The organism is Oleiharenicola lentus (genome assembly GCF_004118375.1).
GTDB classification, from domain to species: domain Bacteria; phylum Verrucomicrobiota; class Verrucomicrobiia; order Opitutales; family Opitutaceae; genus Lacunisphaera; species Lacunisphaera lenta.
This window is the reverse complement of sequence record NZ_SDHX01000001.1, coordinates 1,258,311-1,284,299: the sequence shown is the minus strand read 5'-3', so window position 1 is coordinate 1,284,299 and position 25,989 is coordinate 1,258,311. Positions and strand designations below refer to the sequence as shown.

General features: G+C 62.4%; 21 protein-coding genes. 16 read left to right on the top strand and 5 right to left on the bottom strand.

Annotated elements, in window-relative coordinates; translation table 11 throughout:
* Window positions 1-63 precede the first annotated feature (63 nt).
* From ESB00_RS05265 to ESB00_RS05245, 5 genes are all read left to right on the top strand, one after another.
* A complete protein-coding gene (locus tag ESB00_RS05265; RefSeq protein ID WP_164976057.1) occupies window positions 64-1,098 on the top strand; it encodes a glycosyl hydrolase in 1,035 nt (344 codons plus the stop codon).
* 169 nt (window positions 1,099-1,267) lie between these two features.
* Window positions 1,268-1,708 (top strand): TlpA family protein disulfide reductase, encoded by a 441-nt coding sequence (locus ESB00_RS05260; protein WP_129046672.1) that lies wholly within the window; start codon window positions 1,268-1,270, stop codon window positions 1,706-1,708.
* A gap of 5 nt (window positions 1,709-1,713) precedes the next feature.
* Window positions 1,714-2,607 (top strand): DUF1684 domain-containing protein, encoded by an 894-nt coding sequence (locus tag ESB00_RS05255; RefSeq protein ID WP_129046671.1) that lies wholly within the window; start codon window positions 1,714-1,716, stop codon window positions 2,605-2,607.
* 4 nt (window positions 2,608-2,611) lie between these two features.
* Window positions 2,612-3,040 carry a TlpA family protein disulfide reductase gene (locus ESB00_RS05250; RefSeq protein ID WP_129046670.1) on the top strand — a complete coding sequence of 143 codons (429 nt, stop codon included), beginning with the start codon at window positions 2,612-2,614 and terminating at the stop codon, window positions 3,038-3,040.
* 191 nt (window positions 3,041-3,231) lie between these two features.
* A complete protein-coding gene (locus ESB00_RS05245) occupies window positions 3,232-3,456 on the top strand; it encodes a hypothetical protein (RefSeq protein WP_129046669.1) in 225 nt (74 codons plus the stop codon).
* Window positions 3,457-3,520: 64 nt separating this feature from the next.
* Here the strand turns inward: ESB00_RS05245 and ESB00_RS05240 are convergent, their stop codons facing one another.
* From ESB00_RS05240 to ESB00_RS05225, 4 genes are all read right to left on the bottom strand, one after another.
* Window positions 3,521-4,204, bottom strand: coding sequence for a DsbA family oxidoreductase (locus ESB00_RS05240; protein WP_129046668.1), 684 nt, complete (start codon window positions 4,202-4,204; stop codon window positions 3,521-3,523).
* A gap of 98 nt (window positions 4,205-4,302) precedes the next feature.
* On the bottom strand, window positions 4,303-5,049 hold the full coding sequence (locus ESB00_RS05235; RefSeq protein ID WP_129046667.1) for a DUF748 domain-containing protein: 747 nt from the start codon (window positions 5,047-5,049) through the stop codon (window positions 4,303-4,305).
* 55 nt (window positions 5,050-5,104) lie between these two features.
* A complete protein-coding gene (locus ESB00_RS05230) occupies window positions 5,105-5,836 on the bottom strand; it encodes a response regulator (RefSeq protein ID WP_129046666.1) in 732 nt (243 codons plus the stop codon).
* 52 nt (window positions 5,837-5,888) lie between these two features.
* The gene (locus tag ESB00_RS05225; RefSeq protein WP_129046665.1) at window positions 5,889-6,617 is read right to left on the bottom strand and encodes a response regulator transcription factor; all 729 of its coding nucleotides are present in this window, start codon (window positions 6,615-6,617) and stop codon (window positions 5,889-5,891) included.
* 118 nt (window positions 6,618-6,735) lie between these two features.
* Between ESB00_RS05225 and ESB00_RS05220 the strand changes: the two genes are divergently transcribed.
* Both ESB00_RS05220 and ESB00_RS05215 read left to right on the top strand, forming a co-directional pair.
* On the top strand, window positions 6,736-8,367 hold the full coding sequence (locus ESB00_RS05220) for a methyl-accepting chemotaxis protein (protein ID WP_246026410.1): 1,632 nt from the start codon (window positions 6,736-6,738) through the stop codon (window positions 8,365-8,367).
* Between the two features lie 324 nt (window positions 8,368-8,691).
* The gene (locus ESB00_RS05215) at window positions 8,692-10,533 is read left to right on the top strand and encodes a toprim domain-containing protein (protein ID WP_129046664.1); all 1,842 of its coding nucleotides are present in this window, start codon (window positions 8,692-8,694) and stop codon (window positions 10,531-10,533) included.
* A 368-nt stretch (window positions 10,534-10,901) separates the two neighbouring features.
* On the opposite strand, the gene ESB00_RS05210 is transcribed toward ESB00_RS05215, so the two are convergent.
* Complete coding sequence (locus ESB00_RS05210; RefSeq protein WP_218938683.1) at window positions 10,902-11,954, bottom strand: VPDSG-CTERM sorting domain-containing protein; 1,053 nt, start codon at window positions 11,952-11,954, stop codon at window positions 10,902-10,904.
* 333 nt (window positions 11,955-12,287) lie between these two features.
* Here ESB00_RS05210 and ESB00_RS05205 point away from each other — a divergent pair, with 333 nt between their 5' ends.
* The 9 genes from ESB00_RS05205 to ESB00_RS05165 all read left to right on the top strand — a co-directional run bounded on the left by ESB00_RS05205 (window position 12,288) and on the right by ESB00_RS05165 (window position 25,964).
* Complete coding sequence (locus ESB00_RS05205; RefSeq protein WP_129046663.1) at window positions 12,288-14,117, top strand: tetratricopeptide repeat protein; 1,830 nt, start codon at window positions 12,288-12,290, stop codon at window positions 14,115-14,117.
* A 208-nt stretch (window positions 14,118-14,325) separates the two neighbouring features.
* Window positions 14,326-16,533, top strand: a complete 2,208-nt coding sequence (locus ESB00_RS05200) for a DNA gyrase/topoisomerase IV subunit A (RefSeq protein ID WP_129046662.1) — start codon at window positions 14,326-14,328, stop codon at window positions 16,531-16,533.
* Window positions 16,534-16,547: 14 nt separating this feature from the next.
* Window positions 16,548-18,098, top strand: coding sequence for an ATP-binding protein (locus ESB00_RS05195; RefSeq protein ID WP_129046661.1), 1,551 nt, complete (start codon window positions 16,548-16,550; stop codon window positions 18,096-18,098).
* Window positions 18,083-19,111 carry a PD-(D/E)XK motif protein gene (locus ESB00_RS05190; RefSeq protein ID WP_218938682.1) on the top strand — a complete coding sequence of 343 codons (1,029 nt, stop codon included), beginning with the start codon at window positions 18,083-18,085 and terminating at the stop codon, window positions 19,109-19,111. Before ESB00_RS05195 ends, ESB00_RS05190 begins: the two co-directional genes overlap by 16 nt.
* Window positions 19,108-21,936 (top strand): Z1 domain-containing protein, encoded by a 2,829-nt coding sequence (locus tag ESB00_RS05185; RefSeq protein ID WP_129046659.1) that lies wholly within the window; start codon window positions 19,108-19,110, stop codon window positions 21,934-21,936. The genes ESB00_RS05190 and ESB00_RS05185 overlap by 4 nt, the downstream gene beginning before the upstream one ends.
* 240 nt (window positions 21,937-22,176) lie before the next feature.
* The gene (gene dcm / locus ESB00_RS05180; protein WP_342791787.1) at window positions 22,177-23,280 is read left to right on the top strand and encodes a DNA (cytosine-5-)-methyltransferase; all 1,104 of its coding nucleotides are present in this window, start codon (window positions 22,177-22,179) and stop codon (window positions 23,278-23,280) included.
* 21 nt (window positions 23,281-23,301) lie between these two features.
* Window positions 23,302-24,276 (top strand): HNH endonuclease, encoded by a 975-nt coding sequence (locus tag ESB00_RS05175; RefSeq protein ID WP_129046657.1) that lies wholly within the window; start codon window positions 23,302-23,304, stop codon window positions 24,274-24,276.
* Window positions 24,277-24,279: 3 nt separating this feature from the next.
* Window positions 24,280-24,777, top strand: coding sequence for a very short patch repair endonuclease (locus ESB00_RS05170; RefSeq protein WP_281278154.1), 498 nt, complete (start codon window positions 24,280-24,282; stop codon window positions 24,775-24,777).
* Between the two features lie 566 nt (window positions 24,778-25,343).
* Window positions 25,344-25,964, top strand: a complete 621-nt coding sequence (locus ESB00_RS05165) for a hypothetical protein (RefSeq protein ID WP_129046655.1) — start codon at window positions 25,344-25,346, stop codon at window positions 25,962-25,964.
* Window positions 25,965-25,989: the final 25 nt, after the last annotated feature.

Sequence of the window (25,989 nt, the reverse complement as noted above, 5' to 3'; positions counted from 1 at the left end):
GCACGTTGCTCTATTGTCATGACAAGGTTGCGCGGCCGCGAAACTTCTCCACGTTTCAACCCAATGATCCGCCCCATCCTTGCGCTCCTCGCTTCCACCCTGTTGCTCACGGCCCGTGCCGCCGACCCCGCCGCGCCGGCCGATGCCCAGCTCAACCCCCAGGGCCGCGCCATCCTGGCTTGGTTCCAGCAGCTGCAAGCCTCGCCGCAATTGCGCCTCGTCTCCGGTCAATTCGCCGGCTGGAGCGGCACCGCCAGCATCGGTGAACTCGGCAAAATCCACCAGGCCTCGGGCCGGTGGCCCGTGATGATCGGTCTCGATTACTGCGGATGGAGAGAGGGCGACAAGCCCGACATGGCCCTCATCGACGTGCGCCAGCCCAATGAACTGGCCCGCGCCTACTGGCAGGCCGGCGGACTCGTCAACCTTTCCTGGCACGCCCCCAACCCCAGCGGCGCCAGTCTCAAGACCAACAATCTCAAGCTCGCCGACGTGCTCAAACCCGGCCCGTTGCACGACGCCTGGCTGAAGTCCCTCGATACGGTTGCCGCCGGATTGCAGGAACTGCAGACGGCCGGCGTCGTCGTGATCTGGCGTCCGCTGCACGAGATGAACGGCGGCTGGTTCTGGTGGGGCGCCCAGGAGCCTGCGGACTTCATCGCGCTCTGGCGCCACATGTTCGACTACTTCACGCACAAGAAGGGCCTCCACAATCTCATCTGGGCCTGGGGCCCGAACCACGGCCAGAAACACGCCGACCTCTACTACCCCGGCGACGCTTACGCCGACCTCATCGGCCTCGACGCCTACACCGAGCACATCAATCCCGACAAGATCGTCGGCTTCGACCGTCTGGCCAAAATCAAGAAACCTGTCGGTCTGACCGAGTTCGGCCCCCACGGTGCCTCCAATCCTCCTGGCAACTTCGACTTTCGCCGCCTGCTTGACGGCGTCGAAAAGAATTTCCCGCAGCTCCGGCACTTCCTCTGCTGGAACGAAAAATGGAATCCCGCCGAGAACCACTTCGCGAAGGAATTCTACAACGACCCGCGCGTCATCACCCGCGACCAGGTCCCCGCCGGGCTCTCCGGCCGCTGAACCCGGCCTCCCCTCCCCCTGGCAAGCACGCCCGCCCACCGATGTTCGTATTACGAACATTCGGGAGCCCTCTCCCTAGGCGCACTCAGACCAATGTTCGTAATACGAACATTGGTTCCGCCGGATGCGCCGCTTGCGCAACGGCGCATTCCTGCCATCGTGACTACGCATGAAACGCCTCTTCACCCTGCTTGCCGTTGCCGGTTTGTTTTCCTCCGCGCTGATCGGCGCCACCAAGTCCGCCGAGCCGCTGCGCATCGCGCAGGGCGAGACCGTCCAGCTCTCCGACTACCTCGTGCCGGGCAAGACGGTGATCTTCGACTTCACCAGCAAATACTGCCCGCCCTGCCGCGCCTACGACGAGCCGTTGCACAAACTGCACACCACGCGTGACGACCTCGTGGTCGTGAAGGTGGACATCAACCGCCCGGGCGTCACGCGCATCGACTGGGACTCGCCGGTCGCCCAGCAGTTCGAACTCCGGTCCATCCCGCAGTTCAAGGTCTATGGCCCCGACGGCAAACTGCTCGCCGAGGACCGCATCAGCCAGCAGGTCCGCGATGCCGCGGCCCGCAAGCTCGTGGACCGCTGGATCGCTAAGCTGAAGTGAATCCCATGCCGCCCCGCCTCCTCCGCATTTTCCTGCTGGCGGGCGTGCTCGCCGCCCCCGCCTTCGCGGCCGATCCCGCCGACTACGTCCAGTCCGTCGAGCAATGGCGCGCCGGCCGCCTTGAGCGCCTCACCCGCGCCGACGGCTGGCTCGCGCTCATCGGCCGTCACCCCCTGGAGGTCGGCGTGTGGTCCGTCGGCTCCGCCCCGGGCAACGCGATCCGGCTCGCGGCCGGGCCCGACCAGCTCGGTACCGTCACCCGCACCGGCGACAACACCCTCACCTTCGCCCTGGCCGACGGCGTGGAGGCCGCCATCGACGGCACGACCGAGCGCACCGCCCCGCTCGCTACCAGCAGCGCCGGGAAACCCACCTACGTGCGCGCCGGCACGGTCAATTTCTACATCCTCGAGCAGGGCGGTCGCTACTTCCTGCGCGTGCGCGACAGCGAATCCGCCCGCCGCAAGAACTTCGCCGGTCTCGACAACTATCCCGTGGACCCGAAGTGGCGCATCGAGGCGAACTGGGTGCCCTTTGCCACCCCGCGCCAGCTGCCCATCACCAACGTGGTCGGCCTCACCCAGGATGCCGCCTGCCCGGGTAAGGCCGTGTTCACCCTCGACGGACGGACCTACGAACTGCTGCCCCTGCAGGACTCGCCCGACGACGACCTGTTCTTCATCCTCACCGACGCCACAGCCGGCGAGGAGACCTACGAGGCCAGCCGCTTCCTCTACAGCGCGCCGCCCAAGGACGGGAAGGTCGTCCTCGACTTCAACCGGCTCTACAACCCGCCCTGCGCGTTCACCCCCTTCACCACCTGCCCCCTGCCGCCGAAGGAGAACGTCCTGCCCTTCCGGCTCACCGCCGGAGAGAAGAAATACCGGGACAAACCTTGAGCCCATGAGCCGGACGCTTCTCGCCCTCGCCCTCCTGCTGTCCATCCCCGGCGCGCGCGCGGCGGAAAAGGGGCCCGAACCCCTGGTCGTGGCCCGCGGAGAGCGCGTTGAACTCGCCGACTACCTTGTGGCCGGGAAGATCACGGTCTTCGATTTCACCAGCCGCTATTGTGGGCCGTGCCGGATGTATGACGAACCGCTCAAGGGCCTGCACCAGAAACGGGCCGACCTCGCCGTGGTCAAGGTCGACATCAACCGGCCCGACGTGAAGCGCATCGACTGGGACTCCCCGGTCGCGCGGCAGTATCACATGGATTCCCTCCCGCGCTTCAAGATCTTCGGCCCCGACGGCAAGCTGCTGGCCGAGGATGTCGGCGACCACAAGCCGGCCCGCGCCCTGGTCAACGAGTGGTGCGAGGCGCTTGGCTACTGAGGGCGCGAACCGGCCCGCGCCCCCACCGTCCGCCCGTGGCGCTTCTGCCGCCGGCGGAAGCCAATCCGTGCACAGGGTTGGTGAGCCCTTGCGCCGGCCCGCGGCTTGACCGGCCGGCCCCGCGGGCGGATACTTCCCTCACGCCCCGGGCGTCAGCCCGGCAACCCCCAACCCTCGACCCCGTTCCTCCAATGAACTGGAAGATTGAGATCACGGAACCGCACAGCGGCGAACTCGGCGAAGCCATCAAACACGAAGACCACGGCTTCGCCATGGAAGAATACAGCTACGAACCCGGCCACAAACTGGAGGTGTTCGTCCACGACACCTCGGACCCGCAGTGGCACATTTTCACGGACCTCGACTCGGGGCACCGTTTCAAGATCCCCCCGCAACGCTACCGGCACATCGCCTGAGCGGCGAAACCAGTAGCCGCGCTGAAGCGCAGCGACAGCGTGGTCCGCGCAATACCGCGCTTGCTCACACCTTCGGCACCGCGCCGTGATGCGTGAGGTGCGCGGCGTAGGCCGCGGAGTCCGCCAGCATCGCGTCAATGGTCGCGGCCAGCGGCTCGATCCGCACGAGGCCGGAGAACACCGCCTTGTCACCGATGGGGTCGGTCAACACGAAAGCCGGCCGCTGGTTGATCTGGTGGGCATGAAAATCCGCCGTGCTGGTGGCGACGCGGTCCTTCACCACGTTGGACTCGGCGGCCTTGAGCAGCTTCTTGGGGTCGATCTTGGCCTGCCCTGAGCCTGTCGAATGGGCCGCCTTGGCCGCGACCTTTACCGCCGTGGCCAGATCACCAATCTTCTGGCCCTCGCGCAGCGCGGCGTGCGCCAGCGCGAGGCGGATCTCGTCGCCGTTGAAACCGAAGTCCCGCGCGGCCTCGGCCACCAGGTTGGGCGCCTCGTAGCGGCCCTTGCGCTCCGCCTCGAACCAGCCGGAGTTCAGCATGTAGGGCGAGTGCATCACCGTGCCTCCGCTGCGCCGGTAGAACCAGTCGCACTGCGCCTGCGACCCCGGGAAGTCGCCGGGATTCATGAGGGCGATGCGCCATTCAAACTCCACACGCCCGGCATAGCTTCTCTTCAGCTCCGTCCAGACCGGCTCGGCCCAGTGGCACCAGGACGACAACACCTCGAGGTAGTAGGTGACTTTCATGATGCGATGCTCTCGCGGGGTGGCCCGCCCGTCAACCGTCCGGCGTGACCGCGCGTGTCACACGGGAGTGCAACGGAGCCCGGCACACCTTGCGTGGCTCAGTCTTTTTTGAACAGTCCCTTGATGGCGTCGCCGGCGTTCTTCGCGGCCTCCTTGACCTGCTCGACCGTCATGGAGCCCGAGGCCGAGCCGACCTGCCCGAGCGCGTTGGCCGTGCCGCTCACGATGCTGCCCAGCACGCTGGACATGATTTCCCCGGCCAGTTCGTCGGCCGTGATGCCGCCTCGGTCCACGCCGATATTGTCCAGGCTCACCGGTGGCAGCGGCACGGGCAGCGCGGTCGCCCCGAGCCCGAGCGTGGCCTTGGCGTTGGTCAGGCGGAATTGCTTCACGACAAACTTCACCGGCTTGGCGTCGTTGGTCGCGGCCTGGTTCTCGCCGCTGCCCGAGAACTTCTCAATGTTCTTCAGCAGGTCCTTGATGTTGCTGGAGACGATCTTCGTCTCGTAGTTGAAGACCGGTTCGTCGATGACGATTTCGTTGATCACGACATGTTCGCCGAAAATGGAGAAGGGCTCGACGTCCACATGCACCTTGCCCAGCGAAAAGGCATTGCCCTCGCTCCAGCCCTTGGGGTTGCCGACCGTCAGGCCGGAGAGCGTGCCCGAACCGGTCAGCGGGGACAGGTGCGCGCCGGCCAGCTCGACCTTCGTCTGCGTGAGCTTCGGACCGAGGGTGTTCACCCCGGTTTTCACGATCGAGCCGAGGAAATAGGCCACGCCGATGTAGACGGCGATGAGGACGATCAGGCTGCCGAGCCCGAGAACGAGGAGCGCTTTTTTCATGAGGGAGGAGATGACTCGCTCCACCCCTACCCGGTTCCATGCGCCCGGCAAGCCGCTACGCCGCAGCGGGTCGCATGGCGGCCAGCTTTCGCCGGATGTGCCCGGTTTCGGCTGCGACCCGCTTGAGAATCGCCCCCCAGTCAAAGCCGGGTTGCTGGGTCACGATGAGCTGCGCGGATTCCAACTCGCTGAGTTCCTCGGCCAGGCGCCGGGCCCCGAGGTTGGCCGCCGCGCCCTTGAGCGCGTTGAGCCGGATGCCGGTGGTTGGTTCCCGAAATTTTTCCGCGGCGGCCGTCAGCTCGGCCGAGAGCTTTTCCACCTCGGCCTGCACGCCCTCCAGCAGCTGTTCGATCTGGCCGGGGTCGAGGCCGAGCCGCTCCGCCACCTTGGCCACGGGTTCGATCCGGCAACCGTCGCCGCGTTGCGCCACGGCCCGGTGCACCTGGCGGATGATATGGTCGCGCTTGTAGGGCTTGGTGATGTAGTGGCTGACCGCCAGCTGCGTGGCCTGCTCCACGGAACCGCGGTCATTCAAGGCGGTGCAGAAAATGATGGGTTGATCCTCAAAACGCGGATCATCCCGCATGCGGGCCGCGAGTTGGAGCCCGTTGAGCTCGGGCATCATGATGTCGAGGATGCACAGGTCGAACGCCGGGCCGGTCTCGAGGAGCTTCCACGCCTCCGCCCCGTTGGCCGAGGTCACAACCTCGCAGCCGGGCTCCTTCTCCAACATCATGCGGAGAATCAGTTGGGAATAGGGGTCGTCTTCGGCAATGAGGATGCGCATGGGAATCAGCGGTTACCCGACATCGTCACAATCCGCGTCGGGTTGAAGCCCTCTACGCCGCCACCGGCTCGAGATCCGCCTGCATCCGGTAGCCGCCGGGCACGGTGATGATCCAGCGGGGAGCGTCGGCCGAATCACCCAGCTTGTGCCGGAGTCGGTAGATGTGCGTCTCCACGGTGCGGGTTGGCAGTTCGCCATCGTAACCCCACAGCTCGTGCAGAATGAAGCTGCGCGGCAATGTCCGGTCGCCGTGCCGGGCAAAAAGCGCCAGCAGCGCCAGTTCCGTGCGCGTCAGGTGCAGGTCGCCCGCGCTGTTCCGCGCGGAGCTCCGGGCCAGGTCCACCACCGTGTCCCCAAAATGCAGGACCGGCAACCGCGCCGGGGCCGCGGCCCCGTGGCGCCGCAACGAGGCATTGACCCGGGCCAGCAACTCCCGGTCGTCACAAGGCTTGCAGATGTAATCGTCCGCCCCCTCCGTCAGCCCGCGCACCCGGCAGTCCACGCTGGTTTCGGAGGAGAAAATGATGACCGGGCCTTCGAATCCGAGTTGGCGGAGTCGCGCCAGGGTGCCCCAGCCGTCCAAGCCGGGCATGTTGACATCGAGAATCACCAGGTCGGCCGGATGCTGGCTCCAGCTCCGCAATCCTTCCAAACCGTCACCCGCCTCCATCACCTGATAACCGGCGTGGCGCAGCACCTCGGAGCACACCGCACGGTGCAGATCGCAATCATCGACGAGGAGTATCTTGGGGTGAAGCGAGACTGGGAAATGGACAGACATGTTGGCGGCCCGCCCTTAATTCGACACCTCCCCCCCCCGGTTGAGCGCTTTGTGACCATTTTGTGACTTCCCGGAGGCATCCGGCCAACCGATTGGGGGAAACACACGGAAACTCTCCATGACATTAGGCACAAAAATCATCATTGCCGTCCTGGTGGCCCTCGCGCTGAGCGTAGGCGCCGCCTTGTTCGTCCAGAGCCGGGTTATCCACCAACAGGGCGTGAGCATGACAATCAATGAGATGCGCTCCATGGTGGTCGAAGCCGAGAATGTCCGCGAAAGCATCTCCGCGCTCGGCCAGCGCGGGGCCTTTGATCGCAAGAAGCTGTTTGAGGAATACAAGGCCTCCGGCGATCTCCGCGGCTCCACCCTCTACCGCACCATCCCGGTCGTCGCCGCTTGGGAAGCCATCCGCCAGGCCGCCAGCGGCTCCGGCTACACCTTCCGCGTGCCCAAGCACCAGGCCCGCAACCCCGACAACACGCCGACCGCCGCCGAGGCCGAGATCCTCCGCCAGCTCGAATCCGGCACCCAGGCCGAATACATCCACGAAGACCGCGCGGCCAACCAGCTGGTTTTCGCCCGGCCCATCAAGCTCAGCCAGGACTGCCTCGCCTGCCACGGCGATCCCGCCAACAGCCCGACCAAGGACGGCAAGGACATCCTCGGCTTCACCATGGAAAACTGGAAGACCGGCGAGGTGCACGGCGCCTTCGTGCTCACCACCTCCCTCGACCGCGTGGACGCCATCGCCCGCGCCAGCATGCTGCGCACCGTCGGCTGGGTCCTCCCGCTCGCGGTCGTTGTCGGCCTGACCTTCACCCTCTTCAACCGCCGCGTGATCGTGAAACCCCTGCGCGATTCCATCAGCCACATCGAGCGCGCCAGCACCGAGACCAGCGCCGCCTCGCGCCAGATCAACGCCGCCAGCCACCAGCTCGCCAGCGGCGCCAGCGAACAGGCCGCCTCCCTCGAGGAAACCTCCGCCTCGCTCGAGGAACTCGCGTCCATGACCAAGCGCAACGCCGACCACGCCCGGGAGGCCCGCACCACCGCCGGCCAGGCCCGGGTCACCGCGGACACCGGCAGCACCCGCATGCACCAGATGGAAACCGCCATGCACTCCATCGAGGCGGCCAACCAGGAAATCACCAAGATTCTCAAGACCATCGACGAGATCGCCTTCCAGACCAACATCCTCGCGCTCAACGCCGCGGTCGAGGCCGCCCGCGCCGGCGAGCATGGCGCCGGCTTCGCCGTCGTCGCCGAGGAAGTCCGCGCCCTCGCGCAGCGCTCGGCCTCGGCCGCCAAGGAGACCGCCACCAAGATCGAGGATTGCGTGCAGAAGAGCCAGCACGGCGTGCAGATCAGCACCGAGGCCGCCCACAGCTTCGAGGAAATCCTCGGCCACGTCCGCACCCTCGAACGCCTCGTCGGCGAGATCGCGACCGCCTCGGAGGAACAGAGCCAGGGTGTCGCCCAGATCAACACCGCCGTCGCGCAGATGGACAAGGTCACCCAGCTCAACGCCAGCAGCGCCGAGGAAACCTCCGCCGCCGCCACCGAGCTCAATTCCCAGGCCGCCGCCCTCAACGACGCCATCGCCCGCCTGCACGGCATCATCGAGGTGGGCGCCGGGCACGCTTCCGGCCACGCCGCGGCCCCGATCGTCAGGCCCGCGCGCCCCACGGGCCCCGCGCCCTCGCGGGCGGCTGCGCGCCAGGCCAACGACACCGCGCACTTCGTCTGACGCCCGGCCCGCAGCCGGGCCGGTTCCACTTCCTCCTTGGCGAGGATTCACCGGCTGCGCCTTTCCGGCGGACACGTGCGTGTCCGCCGGCTTCTTCTAGTTTCGGTCGCTTCGATCGGACGCGAAACCGGTTTGCACCTATCCTACGGAAGGCCTGCTTCCGGCCGGCCGGCCACCCATCCGCGTCACTTGGCACTTGCCTCCCGCAAAGCGGGTTACTCAGTTTCGTGCCGGCGACCGCCCGACCCGGTTCCGCGGCGGGTATTACTTTCACTTTTCCCATCCGCGTTCCCGCATTCCGCCTTCTGCACTACGCAACCCTTCATGGCCTCCAACTACACTGAAGCCAGCATCAAGACCCTCAGCTCGCTCGAGCACATCCGCCTCCGCCCGGGCATGTATATCGGGCGCCTCGGCAACGGCGCGCACGCCGAGGACGGCATCTACGTCCTGCTCAAGGAGACCATCGACAACTCCATCGACGAATTCATGATGGGCGGCGGCCGCAAGATCGAGGTCGAGCTCACCGACCGCACCGTCAGGGTCCGCGACTACGGCCGCGGCATCCCGCTCGGCAAACTGGTGGACTGCGTCTCCATCATCAACACCGGCGCCAAATACGATTCCGAGACCTTCCAGAAGGCCGTCGGCCTCAACGGCGTCGGCCAGAAGGCCGTCAACGCCCTCTCCCTCACCTACCGCGCCCAGGCCATCCGCGACGGCGAGACCAAGGTCGTCGAGTTCGAGCAGGGCAAGCTGAAGTCCCAGTCGCGCGTCACCAAGACTGATGAGCGTACCGGCACGATCATCGAGTTCACGCCCGACGAGAAACTCTTCGGCAAGGACTTCAGGTTCCGCACCGAGTTCATCGAGGACATGCTCTGGAACTACGCCTTCCTCAACCGCGGCCTCACCCTCACGCTCAACGGCAAGCCCTTCAAGTCCGAGCACGGCCTCAAGGATCTCCTCACCAAGGAACTCTCCGGCGAACCCCTCTACCCCATCATCCACCTCGAGGGCGAGGACATCGAGATCGCCGTCACCCACGGCAAGCACTACGGCGAGGAATACTGGTCTTTCGTCAACGGCCAGCACACCACCATGGGCGGCACCCACCTCGCCGCCTTCCGCGAGGCCTTCGTCGAGACCCTGCGCAACCATTTCAAAAAGGACTTCGACGCCGCCGACGTCCGCCAGTCCATCGACGCCGCCATCGTCGTCCGTGTGCAGGAGCCGGTCTTCGAGTCCCAGACCAAGACCAAGCTCGGTTCCACCGAGGTCGGCCCCAAGGGCCCCACGATCAAGGAATTCGTCGGCAAGTTCGTCCAGCAGGCCCTCGACGTCTATCTCCACAAAAACCGCGAGACCGCCGAGATCATCAAGCAGAAGATCGAGGAGAACGAACACGAGCGCAAGGAGCTCGCCGGCATCCGCAACATCGCCCGCGAGCGCGCCAAGAAGGCCTCGCTCCACAACAAGAAGCTCCGCGACTGCCGCCTCCACCTCGGCGACCGCAACCCGCGCGCCGAGGAGTCCACCCTCTTCATCGTCGAGGGCGACTCCGCCGCCGGCTCCCTCACCGCCACGCGCGACGTCCAGACCCAGGCCGTCTTCGCCCTCAAGGGCAAGCCGCTCAACACCTACGGCCTCACCAAGAAGGTCATCTACGAGAACGAGGAATTCCACCTCCTCCAGTCCGCCCTCAACATCGAGGACGGCCTCGACGGCCTGCGCTACAACCGGATCGTCATCGCCACCGACGCCGACGTGGACGGCATGCACATCCGGCTGCTGCTGCTTTCGTTCTTCCTCCAGTTCTTCCCCGACGTCATCCGCAACAACCATCTCTTCATCCTGCAGACGCCGCTCTTCCGCGTCCGCAACAAGAAGATCACCCGCTATTGCTACGACGAACGTGAGAAGCAGGCCGCCATCGAAGAATGCGGCGCCAGCCACGAGATCACCCGCTTCAAGGGCCTCGGCGAAATCAGCGCGGGCGAGTTCAAGGACTTCATCGGCGAGAACATCCGCCTCGACCCGGTGAACCTCCACCACCTCTACAGCTCCGACGAACTCCTGAGCTTCTTCATGGGCAAGAACACCCCCGAGCGGCAGGACTTCATCATCGACAACCTCCGCGTGGAGAAGGACCTCGTGGAGGCGTGAGCGACTCCAAGTGACAAGTCACAAGGATCAAGTAACAAGAACCCTTTGACTCCCGCCCACCCGTCATTCTGAGCCTCGCGAAGAATCCAGCCCCCGCTTCCTTTCTTTCCTGCTACTTGTTACCTGAAACTTGAAACTTTTCCTCCCCTAGATGGCCAAGAAGAAACCCACCAAGAAGTCCGACCAGCCCGAGCTGCCGCTCGACGCCGCAGGGCCCGAAGCGGGCACGGATTCTTAAATTGGACGCATCGCTCTGCGCGGAGATGGCTAAGCAACCCTGGAACCGGAAGTTTCCGACACCCTTCGGGTTCAGCAAAAAAAGAGCCGGCCCGCAGGCCGGCTCGGAAAATACAAGTTACCCGGATGATTTATGCGCGGGCGAACCGGCGGCGCAGAAACGCCATGCCGCCAGCCGCGAGGCCCAGCAGCGCCACGGTGGAGCCGCTGTCCGGCACGCCAGGTGCCGGCGTGTCGTTCACTTGAGAAATCTCGGCCGAAATGCGCAGACCCATGAAGAACAGGTTGTCGTCGTTGCTGGGGTTCTTCGAGTAGATCGAGAATGACGTATCGCCCGCGCTCAGGAACGGCTTCAGGCTGTAGAGCTCGTCGTCATAGGAAGAGCTTCCGGTGCTAAAGGCGCTGCCAGGATTGGCATTGGAGTCACCGATGCCACCAGCAGTGATGAGACCGCCATCCGACAGGATTCCGTCATCATAGCCGCCCGCCGACGAAGTGAGCCGGGTGCCGTTGATGTCGACCTGGCTGCTCTGGGATCCACCGGTGCTGAAGCTGATGGCCAGCGACATGTCGGCGACAAAGTTGGGATCGGAAACGTTGCCGAGCGGGTTGGCGAAATTGACCGAGCTGGTCTCGCCGGCGGTGTTCAGGCCGCCATCGAGGAACACCACACTGCCAGTGGCCAGGCTGCTGTGCTCATAAACGATGGCCAGCACCTCGCCATCGATGAAGGAGTTCTTCGTGCCTTCATTGACCGCCCAGCTGAAGTTGCCGCCACCGGCCGCCAGACTGGTAACGATTGAGGTCACGTCGGCACGTGCGGTGAACCAGTTGCCGATGTCGGGCCGGTTCGGGATCGCGGAAGCGCCAACGAGCGCGTCAAACGTCACCGCATTGCCGGCGAGCGTGATGCCCGAGCTGTTGTAATCGGTCAGGGTCTTCGGAGAATTGGCATACCACGGATACGGCGTGCCCGCGCTATAGAGGTAGGCGGCCTTGATGCTGGCTCCGACAGGGATCTGGGCTTGGATCATGCCGGCGGGGGAATTGTTGCTGCCAACGGCGTCAATCGACATGCCAACCTTACCGTTCCAGATGCCAACGGGTTGAAGGTCGGCCTTCACGGTGGGAGCGATCGCTAGCGCCGTCGCGGCGATTGCGGTGAGGATCAATTTGTTTTTCATGAAGTTAAGTGTGTGGAGTAACGCGACATGAGACGCATTAGGTGTGCCACAACTCGGGCAAGTCTTGTGCAGCAATACATGAAGCTGGATATCAGAGCCTTAAATCCTTCACGTAGGCGAATACGTATAACGGGAAGCGCCGCCATAACGTCAATAATTCCGACACTTTCAGCCGACCGCGACATGCGGAAAACTTGCGCCGGCAGGAGACCCGCAAGTCCGCACCTCCGAACCGGCATCATGATTTCGTATTTGTTGTTCCGCAGCGTAACCCCACCGGCGAATTGTTTGATCGCAAACGAGGCAGCGATCTTCGATCTCTCGCGCATCCCCATGCATCCGTTTTTTCTGTCTCGGCCTTTTCGCACGCTTTTTGTCACGGCCCTCCTTGCCGGTTCGTTCGTTTCATCCGCCGCCATCTCGGTCCAGATTCCGGCCGCTGATCTGGAGCTGAAGTCACCGCGCTATGCCCCCGCCCTCCAGTCGCTTCGCCGCAGTGACTTTCATGAAGTGCACCGGCTCGCCGGGGCCTTGTTGGCCGAGAACGAAAAGGATTCCTCCGCCCACCTGTTGCGGGCCCTGGCGTATGTGGGCCAGGAAAAACACCTCCAGGCGATCGACCAGGCCGTTGCGGCCCGCGGGGCCGAGGGCCGGGACGCCGTCGCCATCCTCCGTGTGCTGGCTACCACCTACGCAAGGTCCAGCCGGCCTTACCTCGCCTACGCCTGCCTGCAACGAGCCCGGACCATCGGCACCACTCCCGCGATCGATCGCGACCTCGCGCTGATCTATCTGGGGCAGGGCCGCGTCGCCAAGGCACGAGCACTCTTGGAAGGGCTGCCGCCTGAGCATGCCGACCCGGAGGCCCTTAGTCGCTGTTGTCTCATGCTCGGTGATCTGCCCGCCGCGCAAGCCGCGGCCCGGCGGGCGCTGGAACTTGATCCCAAAAATCACCGCGCCCTCCTGCTCCGCGGCACCGCCGAACTGCTCGCCGGCGAAACCGCGGCCGCGGCCACTTTCCGCCAGCTCACGGAGAACAGCGACGGCGCTGCACTCGTCGGTCACTATGTCGGTCTCGCCGCCTTTGCCCGGCGGGACTACGGAACTGCGCTCACGGCGATGCAATCCCTCCTGCAGAAGCACCCCGGCCTGCGCGAAGCGCATCTCATCGCCGGCCTGAGCCTCCAGATGCAGTCCCGCCACGAGGAAGCACGGAGCAGCGCCGAAGCCGTCCTCGCCGGCAATCCGCAGGACGCGGTGGCGAGCCTCCTGCTGGCAGCCGCGGAAAAAGGTGCCGGGCGCAAGGACGAGGCCCTGCGTGCCCTGCACCGCAGCGATGCCGTGCTGATCGAGTTCGAGACTCCGTCCGCCGGCGGCGCCCGCGACTGGACCGCGGCCCAGGCCGGACAATTCGCCGCGGCCACCTTCCTGCTCACAGAAGGCCTCGCCCGCGATGCTCGCTCCTGGGCGACAGACGGCGACACCACCGCCGACCCTTTGCTGGCCCTCATCGCCGTCCGCGCCGATCTCGCGCTGGGGCGTCGTGAGGCGGTATCAGCCGCCTGCACCGCACTGGTCGAGCGGCACCCGCAGCTGGTCACGCCGTTAACCGAGCTGGCGCAACTGGCCGCGACTGAAGCCCGCGCCGGGCAGGTTCGCGCACACTTGCAGGCGGCGGTGGCCCGCTCCGGTGCTTCCGTCCGGCTCCAGCTCGTCGCCGGCGAGATCGCCTACCGTAGCGGCCTCTATGATCTGGCCGAGACTTGCTTCCGCCGTGTGATCGTTTTGGACCCAAGCTCCGCGGTTGGCCACAACCAGCTGGCCTGGACCCTCGCCGACAAACTCCGCCGGCCGGCCGAGGCGCTGCCCCTCGCCAAAACCGCCCTCAACCTCTCACCTCGCAATCCGAACAGCATCGACACGCTCGCCTGGACCAACCACCTGCTCGGCGATGACCTGGAAGCGCTACGGCTCTATCAGCCTCTGCTCAAGGCCCTCCCGATCAACCCATCAACCTTGCACCGCATGGCCTTGGTCCATGAAAAGGTCGGCCGCAAGGGTATCGCGGCGGAACTCTACGAAAAGGCCCTGTCGATTTCAGATGATTTTCCAGAGGCGGCCGCGTCCGAGCAGTCGTTGCACGCTATTTGGGCCACTTTCTGAGCTGTTGAACCGGGCTTAGCTCCGCGCAAAACGAAACGTTGACCGGAGCCCGCGGATTTCCCTCCCTCAATCGGGCGGATTCACGCACCTCATCCTTCGTCACACTGAGCAACGCGAAGTTTCCGAGCGCACCGAAAGAGTCCTCCCGCCTTAATTCCTCCCTCTCCTCATCCTTGTTACCTGAAACTTGAAACTTTTCCTCCCCTAGATGGCCAAGAAGAAACCTTCCAAGAAGTCCGACCAGCCCGAGCTGCCGCTTGACGCGGCAGTGCCCGAAGCGGGCACGAAACCTGAAACCGGAAACCTGAAACCTGAAGGTTCCGACGCCTCAGGCAAGGGTGAACCCTCTGCTGCCTCGGCTCTTCAGGTTTCAGGTCTCAGCTCTCAGGTTTCCGAGGATGCCGCTTCGGCTCCTCCGGCCGCGAAGCGGCCGAAGGGCCAGAAGGTCCAGGACGAACAGGCCCCGCTCGCGCTGGCCTACCGCAACTGGTTCCTCGACTACGCCTCCTACGTCATCCTCGACCGCGCCGTCCCGCACATTGACGACGGCCTGAAGCCCGTGCAGCGCCGCGTGCTCCACACGCTCTGGGACATGGATGACGGCCGCTTCCACAAGGTCGCCAACGTCGTCGGCGCCACGATGAAGCTCCACCCGCACGGCGACGCCTCCATCGGCGCCGCCCTCGTGAGCATCGCCCAGCGCGGCTGGCTCATCGAGCCGCAGGGCAACTTCGGCAACACCCTCACCGGCGACGACGCGGCCGCGCCGCGTTACATCGAGGCGCGCCTCACGCCCTTCGCCCGCGAGGTCCTCTTCAACCCGAAGACCACCACCTGGCAGGCCAGCTACGACGGCCGCACCAAGGAGCCCGTCACGCTCCCGGCCAAGTTCCCCATCGTCCTCCTCGAGGGCGCCGACGGCATCGCGGTCGGCCTCTCCACCAAGATCCTCCCGCACAACTTCAACGACCTCTGCCGCGCGGCGATCAACCACCTCCAGGGAAAAACCTTCCGCATTCTCCCCGATTTCCCCACCGGCGGCACCGCCGACTTCACGGAATACAACGACGGCGAGCGCGGCGGCAAGGTGAAGGTCCGCGCCAAGATCGAGGAGCGCTCCAAGTATCTCCTCGCCGTCACGGAGCTCCCCTTCGGCGTCACCACCGAGTCTCTCATCGAGTCCATCCTCGCCGCCAACGCCAAGGGCAAGATCAAGATCAAGCACGTGGACGACAACACGGCCGACAAGGTCGAGATCCTCATCCACCTCCCGCAGGGTGCCGAGGCCGACAAGGTCATCCAGCAGCTCTACGTGTTCACCAGCTGCCAGGTGCAGCTCAACCCCGCCGCCTGCGTCATCGTCCGCGATCCCACCACCGGCCAGGACAAGCCCGTCTTCACCGGTGTGCGCGACATCCTCAAGGCCAGCGCCGACGCCACCAAGGAGCTCCTCAAGCGCGAGCTCGAAATCAAGCTCGGCGAACTCGAGCAGCAGTGGCACTGGGATTCCCTCGAGCGCATCTTCATCGAGGAGCGCATCTACCGCCTCATCGAGAAATCCAAGACCTGGGAGTCCGTCCTCGAGGAAATCCGCGGCGGCCTGAAGCCGTTCCTCAAACAGCTCAAGCGCGAGGTCACCGACGACGACATCGTCCGCCTCACCGAGATCCGCATCAAGCGCATCTCCGCCTACAACCGCTTCCAGGCCGACGAGGCCATGAAGAAGATCGAGGAGGGCATCAAGGAGACGAAGGGCAACCTGAAGAAGCTCACGGAATACGCCGTCGCCTGGTTCGAGATGCTCCAGGAGAAATACGGCAAGGGCATCAAACGGAAGACCAGTTACGACGAGATCGAGCAGATCGACGCCTCGGCCGTGGTCTCCGCCAACCAGCGCCTCTACGTCAACCGCGAGGACGGCTTCATCGGCCTCAACTGGCGCCAGCACGAATTCGTCACCGAGTGCACGATCCTCGACAGCGTCCTCACGATCATGGGCGACGCCTCCCTCAAGGTCACGAAGGTCGCCGACAAGACCTTCATGGGCCGCGATATTCGCCACGTCGCCATCTGGCCCAAGGACGGCGACACGCGTTTCTACACGATGGTCTATCGCGACGGCCCCGAGGGGAAATGCTACGCCAAGAAATTCCAGATCGGCGGCCTGAGCCGCGACAAACTCTACCCCCTCGCCAAGACCGAAGGCTCGAAGCTCATCTGGCTCGACGTCGCCGAGAAGGAAAAAGACATGCCCAAGTCCATCCACGTGAGCCTCGACGGCCGCTCCGGCGCGAGAGTGCGCGAGTTGGACTTCGACCTCACGCCTGTCCCCGTCAGCACCCGCACCTCCAAAGGCCTCCTCGTGACCAAGTGGGCCATCAAAGAGGTTAAAGTTAACGATCTGGCGCTCAAGTAACTCGAAAGAAAATCATGAATAATCCGGCGCCAAGTGAGGGGAAAGGAGACGGTAGTTTTGAAGGCGTTGAATTTAGCGGGCAAGAGACAGTTCGACCAACACCTGACATTCTTGATGCCCTCGAACGTGATTATCCGCTTGAGGCGAGCATAGCAGATCTCGTTGACAACTCGATCGACGCACGGGCTCGCAATGTTCTAATTCGCTTCATTCGGACCAAACGTAAACTAACCAGTCTTTGCATCGCCGACGATGGCGACGGCATGACCGCGACGGGCATTCGGCTGGCTATGCAGTTTGCAGCCCGGCGCGCCTACAAGAGCCGGGACTTGGGGATGTTTGGCGTTGGCCTTAAGACGGCCTCCCTCAGCCAGGCCGACAGCCTGATCGTCGCTTCGCGGGCTCGCGCCGGCGAAGCGGTGGGCAGGCGGTGGACGAAGGCCGGCATAAAAAAACATGACTGGCAGCTCGATATTCTTACGAAACGCAGTGCAGAGACCATCCTCGGACACAACTGGGGCACACTAGGTGCAATCAGAAAGGGAACCGTCGTCAGATGGGACGATGTCTACGATTTTGATCGGCTTCACACGGGGTTGGATGAATACTTGGAGTCGGCGAAAACGCGCATCAAGAACCACCTCGGCCTCAAGCTTCACCGTTTTCTCTCGCGGAAACAGGTTCGCATCCAGATTGAGGTCGAGGAGTCAGACACGGGCGAGGTAGGCCCTCCGAGTCAAGTCCTACCTATGAACCCCTTTCCGCCGAAGGATCTGAGTGGCGCCCGCGGATTTCCAAAAGACTTCGTGGTTCGATTTCCAAATGTAGGGAACGTTACAATGCGAGGGCATATCTGGCGTAAGAAATCCAAGGACGAGGGCTACAAACTGGGCGGGGGGCGCGTGGCGGACCATCAAGGGTTTTATTTCTTCCGCCACGACCGGCTCATTCAAGACGGAGGCTGGTGCGGTCTGATCGGCACGAACGAACCGCATATGAGCCTTGCCCGGATCGAAGTCGACATTCCGGACACGCTGCGCGGGTATCTCAAAGTGAGAAGCAACAAGGCAGGGGTGGACGTTCCGGCAACGTTTGCGAGTGCCATCGAAAATGCGCGCGCCCGCGATGGCTCGTCTATCGAGGATTATCTCAAAACAGCGGACGAAGTCTATCGGCGCCGCGGAGAACAGAAGCCCCGTCCGCTCGTCGCGCCCGGCAGCGGCATACCCGCTGAAGTGCAGAAGGTTCTCGAAAATCAAGACGTGCGGTTTGTTCGCGGACGAAAATGCTCGATCGGCTGGTCCAAGAAAAAGGGCTTGGGATTCATCCATATCGACCAAGAGAACCGGAAAATAATCCTCAACGACCGCTACCGGAAAATGCTGCTGCGCGGCGCTCACGGGGGAGGCACAGACCTTCCGTTGCTGCGGACGTTGCTCTACTTCGTTTTCGAATCCCTGCTCGCCGGGCAGCGCATTGGTCCTGTGGAACGAATGCGGCTCGAGGCAATCCAGGCATCCGCGAATGCCGCCTTGAAACTGGAGGCGCAATGGGCAGGCGTGTAGGCAAGCCATCCCGCAGTCTCGTCGGTGCGCATCGCCTGCGATGGGAAGTTTTCGAGAAGCGCATCAATCGCGAACAACCCTCGGTCGAGTCCTCAGCCGGGCCGCCGGAAGTGCACTTCTTTACCGAACCTGGCGGCCGCCGTATCGGCGCCCGCTTTTTTGCCCGCAGCACGGGGACAGTTACAAACCGGCTTACGGAAGTCACCGTGCGGGAAATCGGCGTCGCGGAGAAAACCGCACTGGAAGTCTCCACCGGGAACCCGGCGCTCTACCGCGATTTCTACAGTCTCTGCTGCGCAATCGCGGACCGTGTGCAAATCAACAAACAACTGCTCGACGACGCGGTGACCCAGACCCTGAAATCATGGGCCGCGCTGATACGCAGCAGATCTCTTATGCCGGAGACGGCTCAGACCGGGCTGCTCGGGGAGCTCCTGTTCCTGGAGCGGGCCGCCGGTGTCCTTGGCTGGCAGGCTGCGGCTGACTCCTGGTTCGGACCGGATTCGGAGGAGCACGATTTCGTGCTTCCGGAAGCGGATGTGGAGGTTAAGTCGACCACGCAGGAACAGCGGATTCACCACATCGGATCCCTCGGCCAGCTTTCCCCCAAGGGTTCACGCGAGCTGTATCTCGTATCTGTCCAGCTCACTAGGGCGGGGCCCAGCGGCAGCGCAGTTTCGCTGCCGGATATGGTAGCCTCCGTGCTCGCATCGGCGGGGGCCGCCGCACCCGCCGCGGCAGAGCTGATCCGAGACCGGATCCGGCAGCAGGGATGGGAGGACGAAGATGCTCCGCACTACCGGTCGTATTACCATCTCCGGGCTCCGATGATGGCTATTCCCGTAAGCGGTGATTTTCCCGCGATCGTTCCCGGGACCTTGGACAGTCTCGGCCAATTGGCGGTTGCACGGATAAAGCACGTCGAATATTCGATCAACGTGGATGGTCTCGGAGTCGCTCACGGCACAAAGCAATTCAACCGGACGCTTTTCGGCTCCGTGAAAAAACGATGAGCGACAAGCTGGAATCTATCATTTCCCAGGCTCTCGCCGGAATGAACGGCGGACCGAGCCCGCTGATGAGGGCCATCGACTTCTATGCAGAGCAGGCGGACGCCGGCGGCGCCGGGCGCGAGCTGCCGAAACGCATCGGCGCGGGCCCGAACGATGAGGTCCGCAAGTTGCTCAACGAGCATCTGAGCATCTGGGACTATGAGGGAAACGCCGCGTGGACCGGATCTACCGCGCCGAACACGATTGCCCGGCGCAACCGCGTCTACGATCTCCTGCGCGTAGACGGCCCGCTGCGAGCGGCGCTGGAGAAGCACCTGCCCCCATACCAAGGCGCAAAGGCCACGGTGATCGAAGACCCGAAGGCCTTGCAGGATTGGTATACCTTGGACTTCCGACGGAAGCACAATTTCTACTGGAAACGGCTCCGGAAATTCCTGCGCAAGCAGGGCAAAATCGACAATGACGGGATCAATTCTGTCGACGCATCCGCCGATCGGGTCATCGAACGCCTCGCCGACCCAGCTTCCGCCGACATCTACCAGGCGCGGGGCCTCGTGGTCGGGCACGTGCAAAGCGGAAAGACGACGAACTTCACCGCGGTCATCGCCAAGGCGATCGATGCGGGATACCGCCTCATCATCGTCCTGTCCGGCACGACCAATCTACTACGCAACCAGACCCAGCGGCGCTTGGACATGCAGCTAGTGGGCCGGGAGAATATCCTACGCGGCGCATCCGAACCGGATGTCGGGCACGACTACGTCGAGGACGAAGGCTGGCCGGACAAGTTCATCACCTACGGGAAGCTGCCGAGCCTGCTCGGGCATGTCGACATTCACCGGCTTACCAGCCATGAGGATTTCAGGCAGAGGGATGCCGGCCTGAACCCGTTGGAGTTTGAGTTCGAGAAGCGCGATCGCAGGCTGCCGCTGTATGACCGCGAAAATCTGGATCACGCCGGCGCCCGGATTGCGGTCGTGAAAAAACAGCGCGAGCGGCTGAAGGCACTCAAGGAAGAGCTTCGCGCCGTCGGCAAGGAGAAGTGCGCGGAGGTTCCGACGCTCATCATCGACGATGAATCGGACCAAGCCTCGGTGAACACCGTGAACCCCAAGGCCGTCGACCGCAAAAGAAGCGCAATCAACGAGGACATTGTCGCCATCCTGAAGCTGCTACCCCGCGCCAACTACCTCGGATACACCGCGACTCCCTTTGCAAACGTATTCATCAACCCGAAGGATTCCCAGGACATCTATCCGCGCAGCTTCATCATCTCGCTCCCGCGGCCGGGCGGCTACATGGGCGCCCAGGAATTCATCGACTTCGAACCAGTAGAACCGGGCCATCTTTCAAACGAAAAGGCCTATATAAGGGACATACCGACAAGAGAGGCCCCAGGAGATGACCGCCTACTGGAGGCGTTGGACCTCTTTGTCCTGACAGGCGCCATCAAGAAATTCCGGGAAGAAAAGGACGGACTGGAATTTAAGCACCATACAATGCTGGTTCATCATTCGGTCAGCAAGGATGACCACAAGCTCCTGGTCCGGAGGATTGAGGCACTGTGGAGGAAGGCCGGATACGACTCGCCCAGTTCCTACGCGCCGCGCCTACAGAAGCTGCTGGATGACGACATCCGGCCGGTCTGGAAAGACCGTGGACAGCTCCATGGATTGCGGATGCCGAAAAACCTTTCCGAACTGCGGCCGTATCTTGGTGCTGCGCTGGATGAGATCCGGAAAGGCAAGAGTCCCGTCCTGATGGTGAACAGCGCGGAGGGCGCGGAAGTTCCCGACTTTGACGCCCGCGGAGGCGTGTGGAAAATAATCGTTGGAGGGACAAAGCTGTCACGCGGCTACACGATCGAAGGCTTGACGGTCTCCTATTTCCGGCGCCGGTCCAAAATGCAAGATACACTCATGCAGATGGGGCGCTGGTTCGGTTACAGGCCCGGCTTCTCCGATCTGGTGAGGCTGTTCATAGGAAGGTCTGAACCAGTCAGCAAGACCGGCAATGCGACCATCGATCTCTACCGTGCGTTTGAATTAATGTGCCGCGACGAGGAAGATTTTCGAGCCCAGCTGGCAATGTATGAAGGGAAGGGCGGCATAACTCCCCTTGAGGTGCCCGCCTTAGTGTTTAATTCGCATCCCCGCCTTCGGCCGACATCGCGGGCCAAGATGTATTATGCCAGAATCACGTGGGCCGCGTTTGACTACCGCGAGCCGACGAGCCAAGCCGCCGCGAGCTCGGGGCGTAAGACCAATGAACGGCTTTTTTCAAAATTCATCTCTAAACTCAGGATAGCCGAGGTGGAGGTCTCTGCATCCGGTTCGCGATCGCCCGGTATCAAATACAAATGGGCACTGGCATCTCATGCAGAAGTGGTGTCTCTGCTGAGTGGAACCAAATGGGACAGGACCGACAACCCGATAGCCGCAGAGATTGAATTTCTCAGTCGGAATTTAGCGCCAGTGGACTCTTGGCTATTCCTTGCGCCGCAGATCAGTGGAGACGCACGACCGTGGAATGTCGGGCCAGAAAGCTTCGAATGTATTTCCCGCACCCGATTGGAAACAGCATCCCGGTTCGGTGTGTATTCCTCTCCGAAGCACCTCGCATTTGCGAAGTGGCTGGTGGGGGGAGCGGAAGGTAATTTTGAATCCAGCCTCAAACCGCGGAAACGGACCGGTGTCCTCCTGTTTTATCCGACTAGGGAACTGCTCGCTTCGGGAAAGCCTAGGGAGAACCTACCTGTCATGGGATTCGGAATTGTGATTCCACGGCCGGATGGGCCGGGACAACGCATCGCATTCAGCGTGTAATCTTCCGCCACGATGGTTATATAGGGGCCAGCGGACAGGCCGTCAGGTCACGAACGAAAGTCCGGAGCCGCGTGCTGCTTACCTTTGAGCCATACTATGTGCCTCCTGACATAAGGCTGTCAGTCATTGCAGCTATTCTGGCGGAAAGACGTGACAGGGCTTGCTCATAGCCGACGTGACTTTAAATCCATAACCCACTTGAATACTAAGATTGCTCACAAAAAGAAAAAGACCTCCTGCATCAAGGAGGAACAAGGAGCGTATAGTGTAAATGGAAGCACACCGCACCATCCCCTACGTTTTATTGATCTCTTCTGCGGCATTGGCGGATTCCGCTATGCCTTTGAAAGCGTGGGTGCCAAATGCGTGTTCTCGAGCGATTGGGATAAATACTCGCAGATCACTTATGAGGCCAATTTCGGGCACAAGCCTGTCGGAGATATTCATTCCGTAGCGGTAGCCGATATACCAGAACATGATATTCTCTGCGGCGGCTTTCCGTGCCAGCCCTTCAGCTTAGCTGGTGTCTCTAAGAAAAACAGTCTTGGGCGCAAACATGGCTTCGATGACGAGAAACAGGGCAACCTGTTTTTCTCGATCGCCGACATACTTGATTACCACAAACCAGAAGCGTTTGTCTTGGAGAACGTCAAAAACCTCAAGAGCCACGATGGCGGGCGCACCTTCAAAGTCATACACGAGACCCTTACCGAAGCTCTCGGCTATCAGGTCTATTACAAGGTAATCGATGCCATCGGGCTTGTTCCTCAACACCGGGAGCGCATTTTCCTAGTCGGTTTTAAAACCCCCAGGTATTTCGAGTTCCCAAAGTTCCCGGCCAAAGGCCCTAAACTCGCGTCGATCTTGGATAAAGAAGTAGACCCGAAATACACTCTCACACCGAAGCTGTGGGAGTATTTGCAAAACTACGCCAAGAAGCATGCCGCTGCCGGCAACGGTTTCGGCTTCGGCAAGGTGGACGGAACAATGACCGCACGAACTCTGAGCGCGCGTTATCACAAGGATGGCTCTGAAATCCTGATCGATCAGGGTTCGGGGCGCATTCCGCGTCGCCTGACACCACGCGAATGCGCTAGGCTTATGGGCTATCCGGAATCTCACAAAATTCCGGTCTCAGATACACAAGCTTATCGGCAGTTCGGAAACTCTGTCGTGATGCCCGTGGTCGCCAAAATTGCACAGGAAGTCGTTGCTGCACTGAGCAGACCAGTTGGCTTCACACCGGAATTGCACCTAACGTCAGCCGAGAGCAAAATTAGCATCGCCCTACCGGCTCATTCCAAAAATGTAGTGTATAAGCAGAAACTGAAACGAACGAACTGAGGATTCGAAATCTTCTAGATTATGAGCATCCTAACCTTCCTCCAATCTCCGGAATGGGATGCTCCATTCTTCAAGCGTCTTGCGCATAACGACACCGGGGGAGCAATCGGCCACCAAGCCGGTATGGTCCTACCGAAGGATCTAAGACGATTCCTGCCAGTTTTGGATGAAAACAGGACAAACCCAAACGAACCGACGGTCGACCGGCACTTGCTCGTCGAGATGTTTGTCGGCACAATACATCTGGCAAACGGAGTTGTTCGATACCAATTTCAGACGTGGGGAGGAACACGCTCTCCAGAAAGTCGAATAACCGATGGATTTCAGCCTCTGCGGAATCGTGCTGAAGAAGGAGATATCCTCATCATGCAACGACGCGCGATGCTTCTTAATCGGTTCAGGCTAGTTCTAATCAAAAGGAATGCCCCTGAATTCGCGGTTATCGAAGAATACACAGAAGGCCGGCGATGGGGTCCTCTCTCCACAAACGTGATGCCAGTCACCCAATCTGATCTTATCGTAGCAAGTTCTGAGATCACAGATGCCATACGACAACCCTTCCAGCTATTGAGGACGACTGTCCCGCGTGCAGAGACACGACAGGGGCGGATTGCGCGTAGCTCGGTTTTTAGTGAGAGAGTTCGAAGAGAATATTCGCGAAGGTGCGCAGTGAGTGGAATTGTGATCGCAACCCCCACAGAACTCTACGAAGCCGAATCCGCTCACGTCGTGCCACTGAGTGAAGGAGGAACTGATGACATCCGCAACGGTTTCGCATTGTCTCAAACTCTACATTGGGCCTTCGACAAAGGCCTGTTTGGTATCTCCCATACCCGTAGGATTTATATCCCAAGAAGGGTTAGCGCGATGACCGTAAACTCCTACCTGAATCAATTTGCCGGATGCGAAATTAATGAAGCATCTACTCCTGCCCTGCGGGTGCATCCAGATGCGTTCAGGTGGCATTTTGAGAAAATGGTAACCCAGTGGGATTAATCAGTGGATGTCTACTCGAAGACGAAACGGTCGGCTGTGATGTCCCGCATCCGCAGCACTGGAAACAAGGCCACCGAACTGCAGCTGATTCAGATTTTCCGGGCAAATGGCATCAGGGGATGGAGAAGAGGAGCTTCGCTCCAGTGGAAAGTTGGAAGTGCGAAGTTGAAGACGTTCAGGGTGAAACCCGACTTCGTCTTCCCTAAACTTAAGACGGCGGTGTTTGTGGACGGTTGCTTCTGGCACGGCTGTCCGAAACACGCGATCTGGCCGAAGACCCGCGCGGCCTTCTGGCGGAAAAAGATCGAGGGCAACCGGACCCGCGACCGCCGCGTAAACCGCGCCCTGCGCGGACGCGGCTGGGCAGTGATTCGCATTTGGGAGCATGAGCTTCGCCGAAAGAATGAAGCTTGTTTGCTCCGCAGATTGGCCGTCGTGGGAGGGACGAAGCCCGGCAGGGCGAAGATGGTCGCACCGAAAGGCGCGGCCCCGAAGCGATAGCGCAGGGGTGGCTAAACCGGGTGCCCGCCGGGCAGGGTTGGCCACAACACGAGCTCCGCCGTCGGGATCAGGCCAAGCTGATCCGACGGCTCTCGAATTTATGTCCTCGCCGCCCCTAGGGCACCCGCTGCGTCCACCCTTCCCCCACCCTCGAAGAGAAGTAACAAGGATCAAGGAACCAGTCCTCTGACTTCCGACTTCAGTCCCTGGTCCCTCGTGCTTGGTCCCAAGTCCCTCCTCACCCGCCCCCTGCCGCCGTGCTTCCGCCCCAATGTTCGTATTACGAACATTGCCCCTTGCGGGGCCGGGTGCCTCCCGCCTGCGCGCTTTCACTGCGACGCCGCGCCCCGAGGGAAACCCGCCGGCCCGGGGCCGTTCCGGCCCACTCCCCTTGAGAGCCGCCCGAGCCCAATGTTCGTAATACGAACATTGGGCTCGGGGCCTCGCGGGCATGGGTGCGGCGTGGAGCAATCAGGTGTTCGGGTGGCGGGTGCGGGCCGCAAAGCCGCAATTCATGCGCAGCTTCTGTCGTGGCCGGTCCGGTGCGGCGCGGGTAAGATTTTCGCATGAAAACACCCCGCCGACTCCTCATCTTCGGCTTCGCCCTGTTCCTCCCCATCGCCGCGCTGGCCGCGTCCTGGCAGCGCAATGTGACGCTGCACGGCGTCCTGTTTACCAAGGTCCGCACCGACGCCGCGGGCTTTCATGTCGGCGAAATCGACACCGAAACCGTGGTCGGCGGGCGCGCCTGCCGCCCGGGCTGGCTTCATCTCCACCCCGACGGCACGCCCGCGGCCTTCACCGCCGCGCACGAGATCGCGCTCCCGCGCCTCACCATTCCCGCCGGCACCTGGGTGCGGCAGGACACCGCCGGCAACATCACCACCTGCGCGTTTCCCACCGACACGACCGTGCAGGGTCACCTCTGCCGCGGCACGGGCGGCCCCAAGGGCGTGCAGACCGCGTTTTATCCCGACGGTGCGCTGAAGCAGTTTTTCCCGGTCCGCCCGACGACCCTCGACGGCGTGCCCTGCGCCCCGGGTCTGGTGCGCGGCGCGATCGAACTGCACGCCAACGGCCGCCTGAAGTCCTGCCTGCTCGGCGACACCTGGGTCCACGCCGGTCGCAAGCTCCGCAAGGGCACCCGCATCACCCTCACTGCCGACGGTCAGCTGCAATCACCCTAAGCCGCGCCGGCAGAGCGGAACTCGC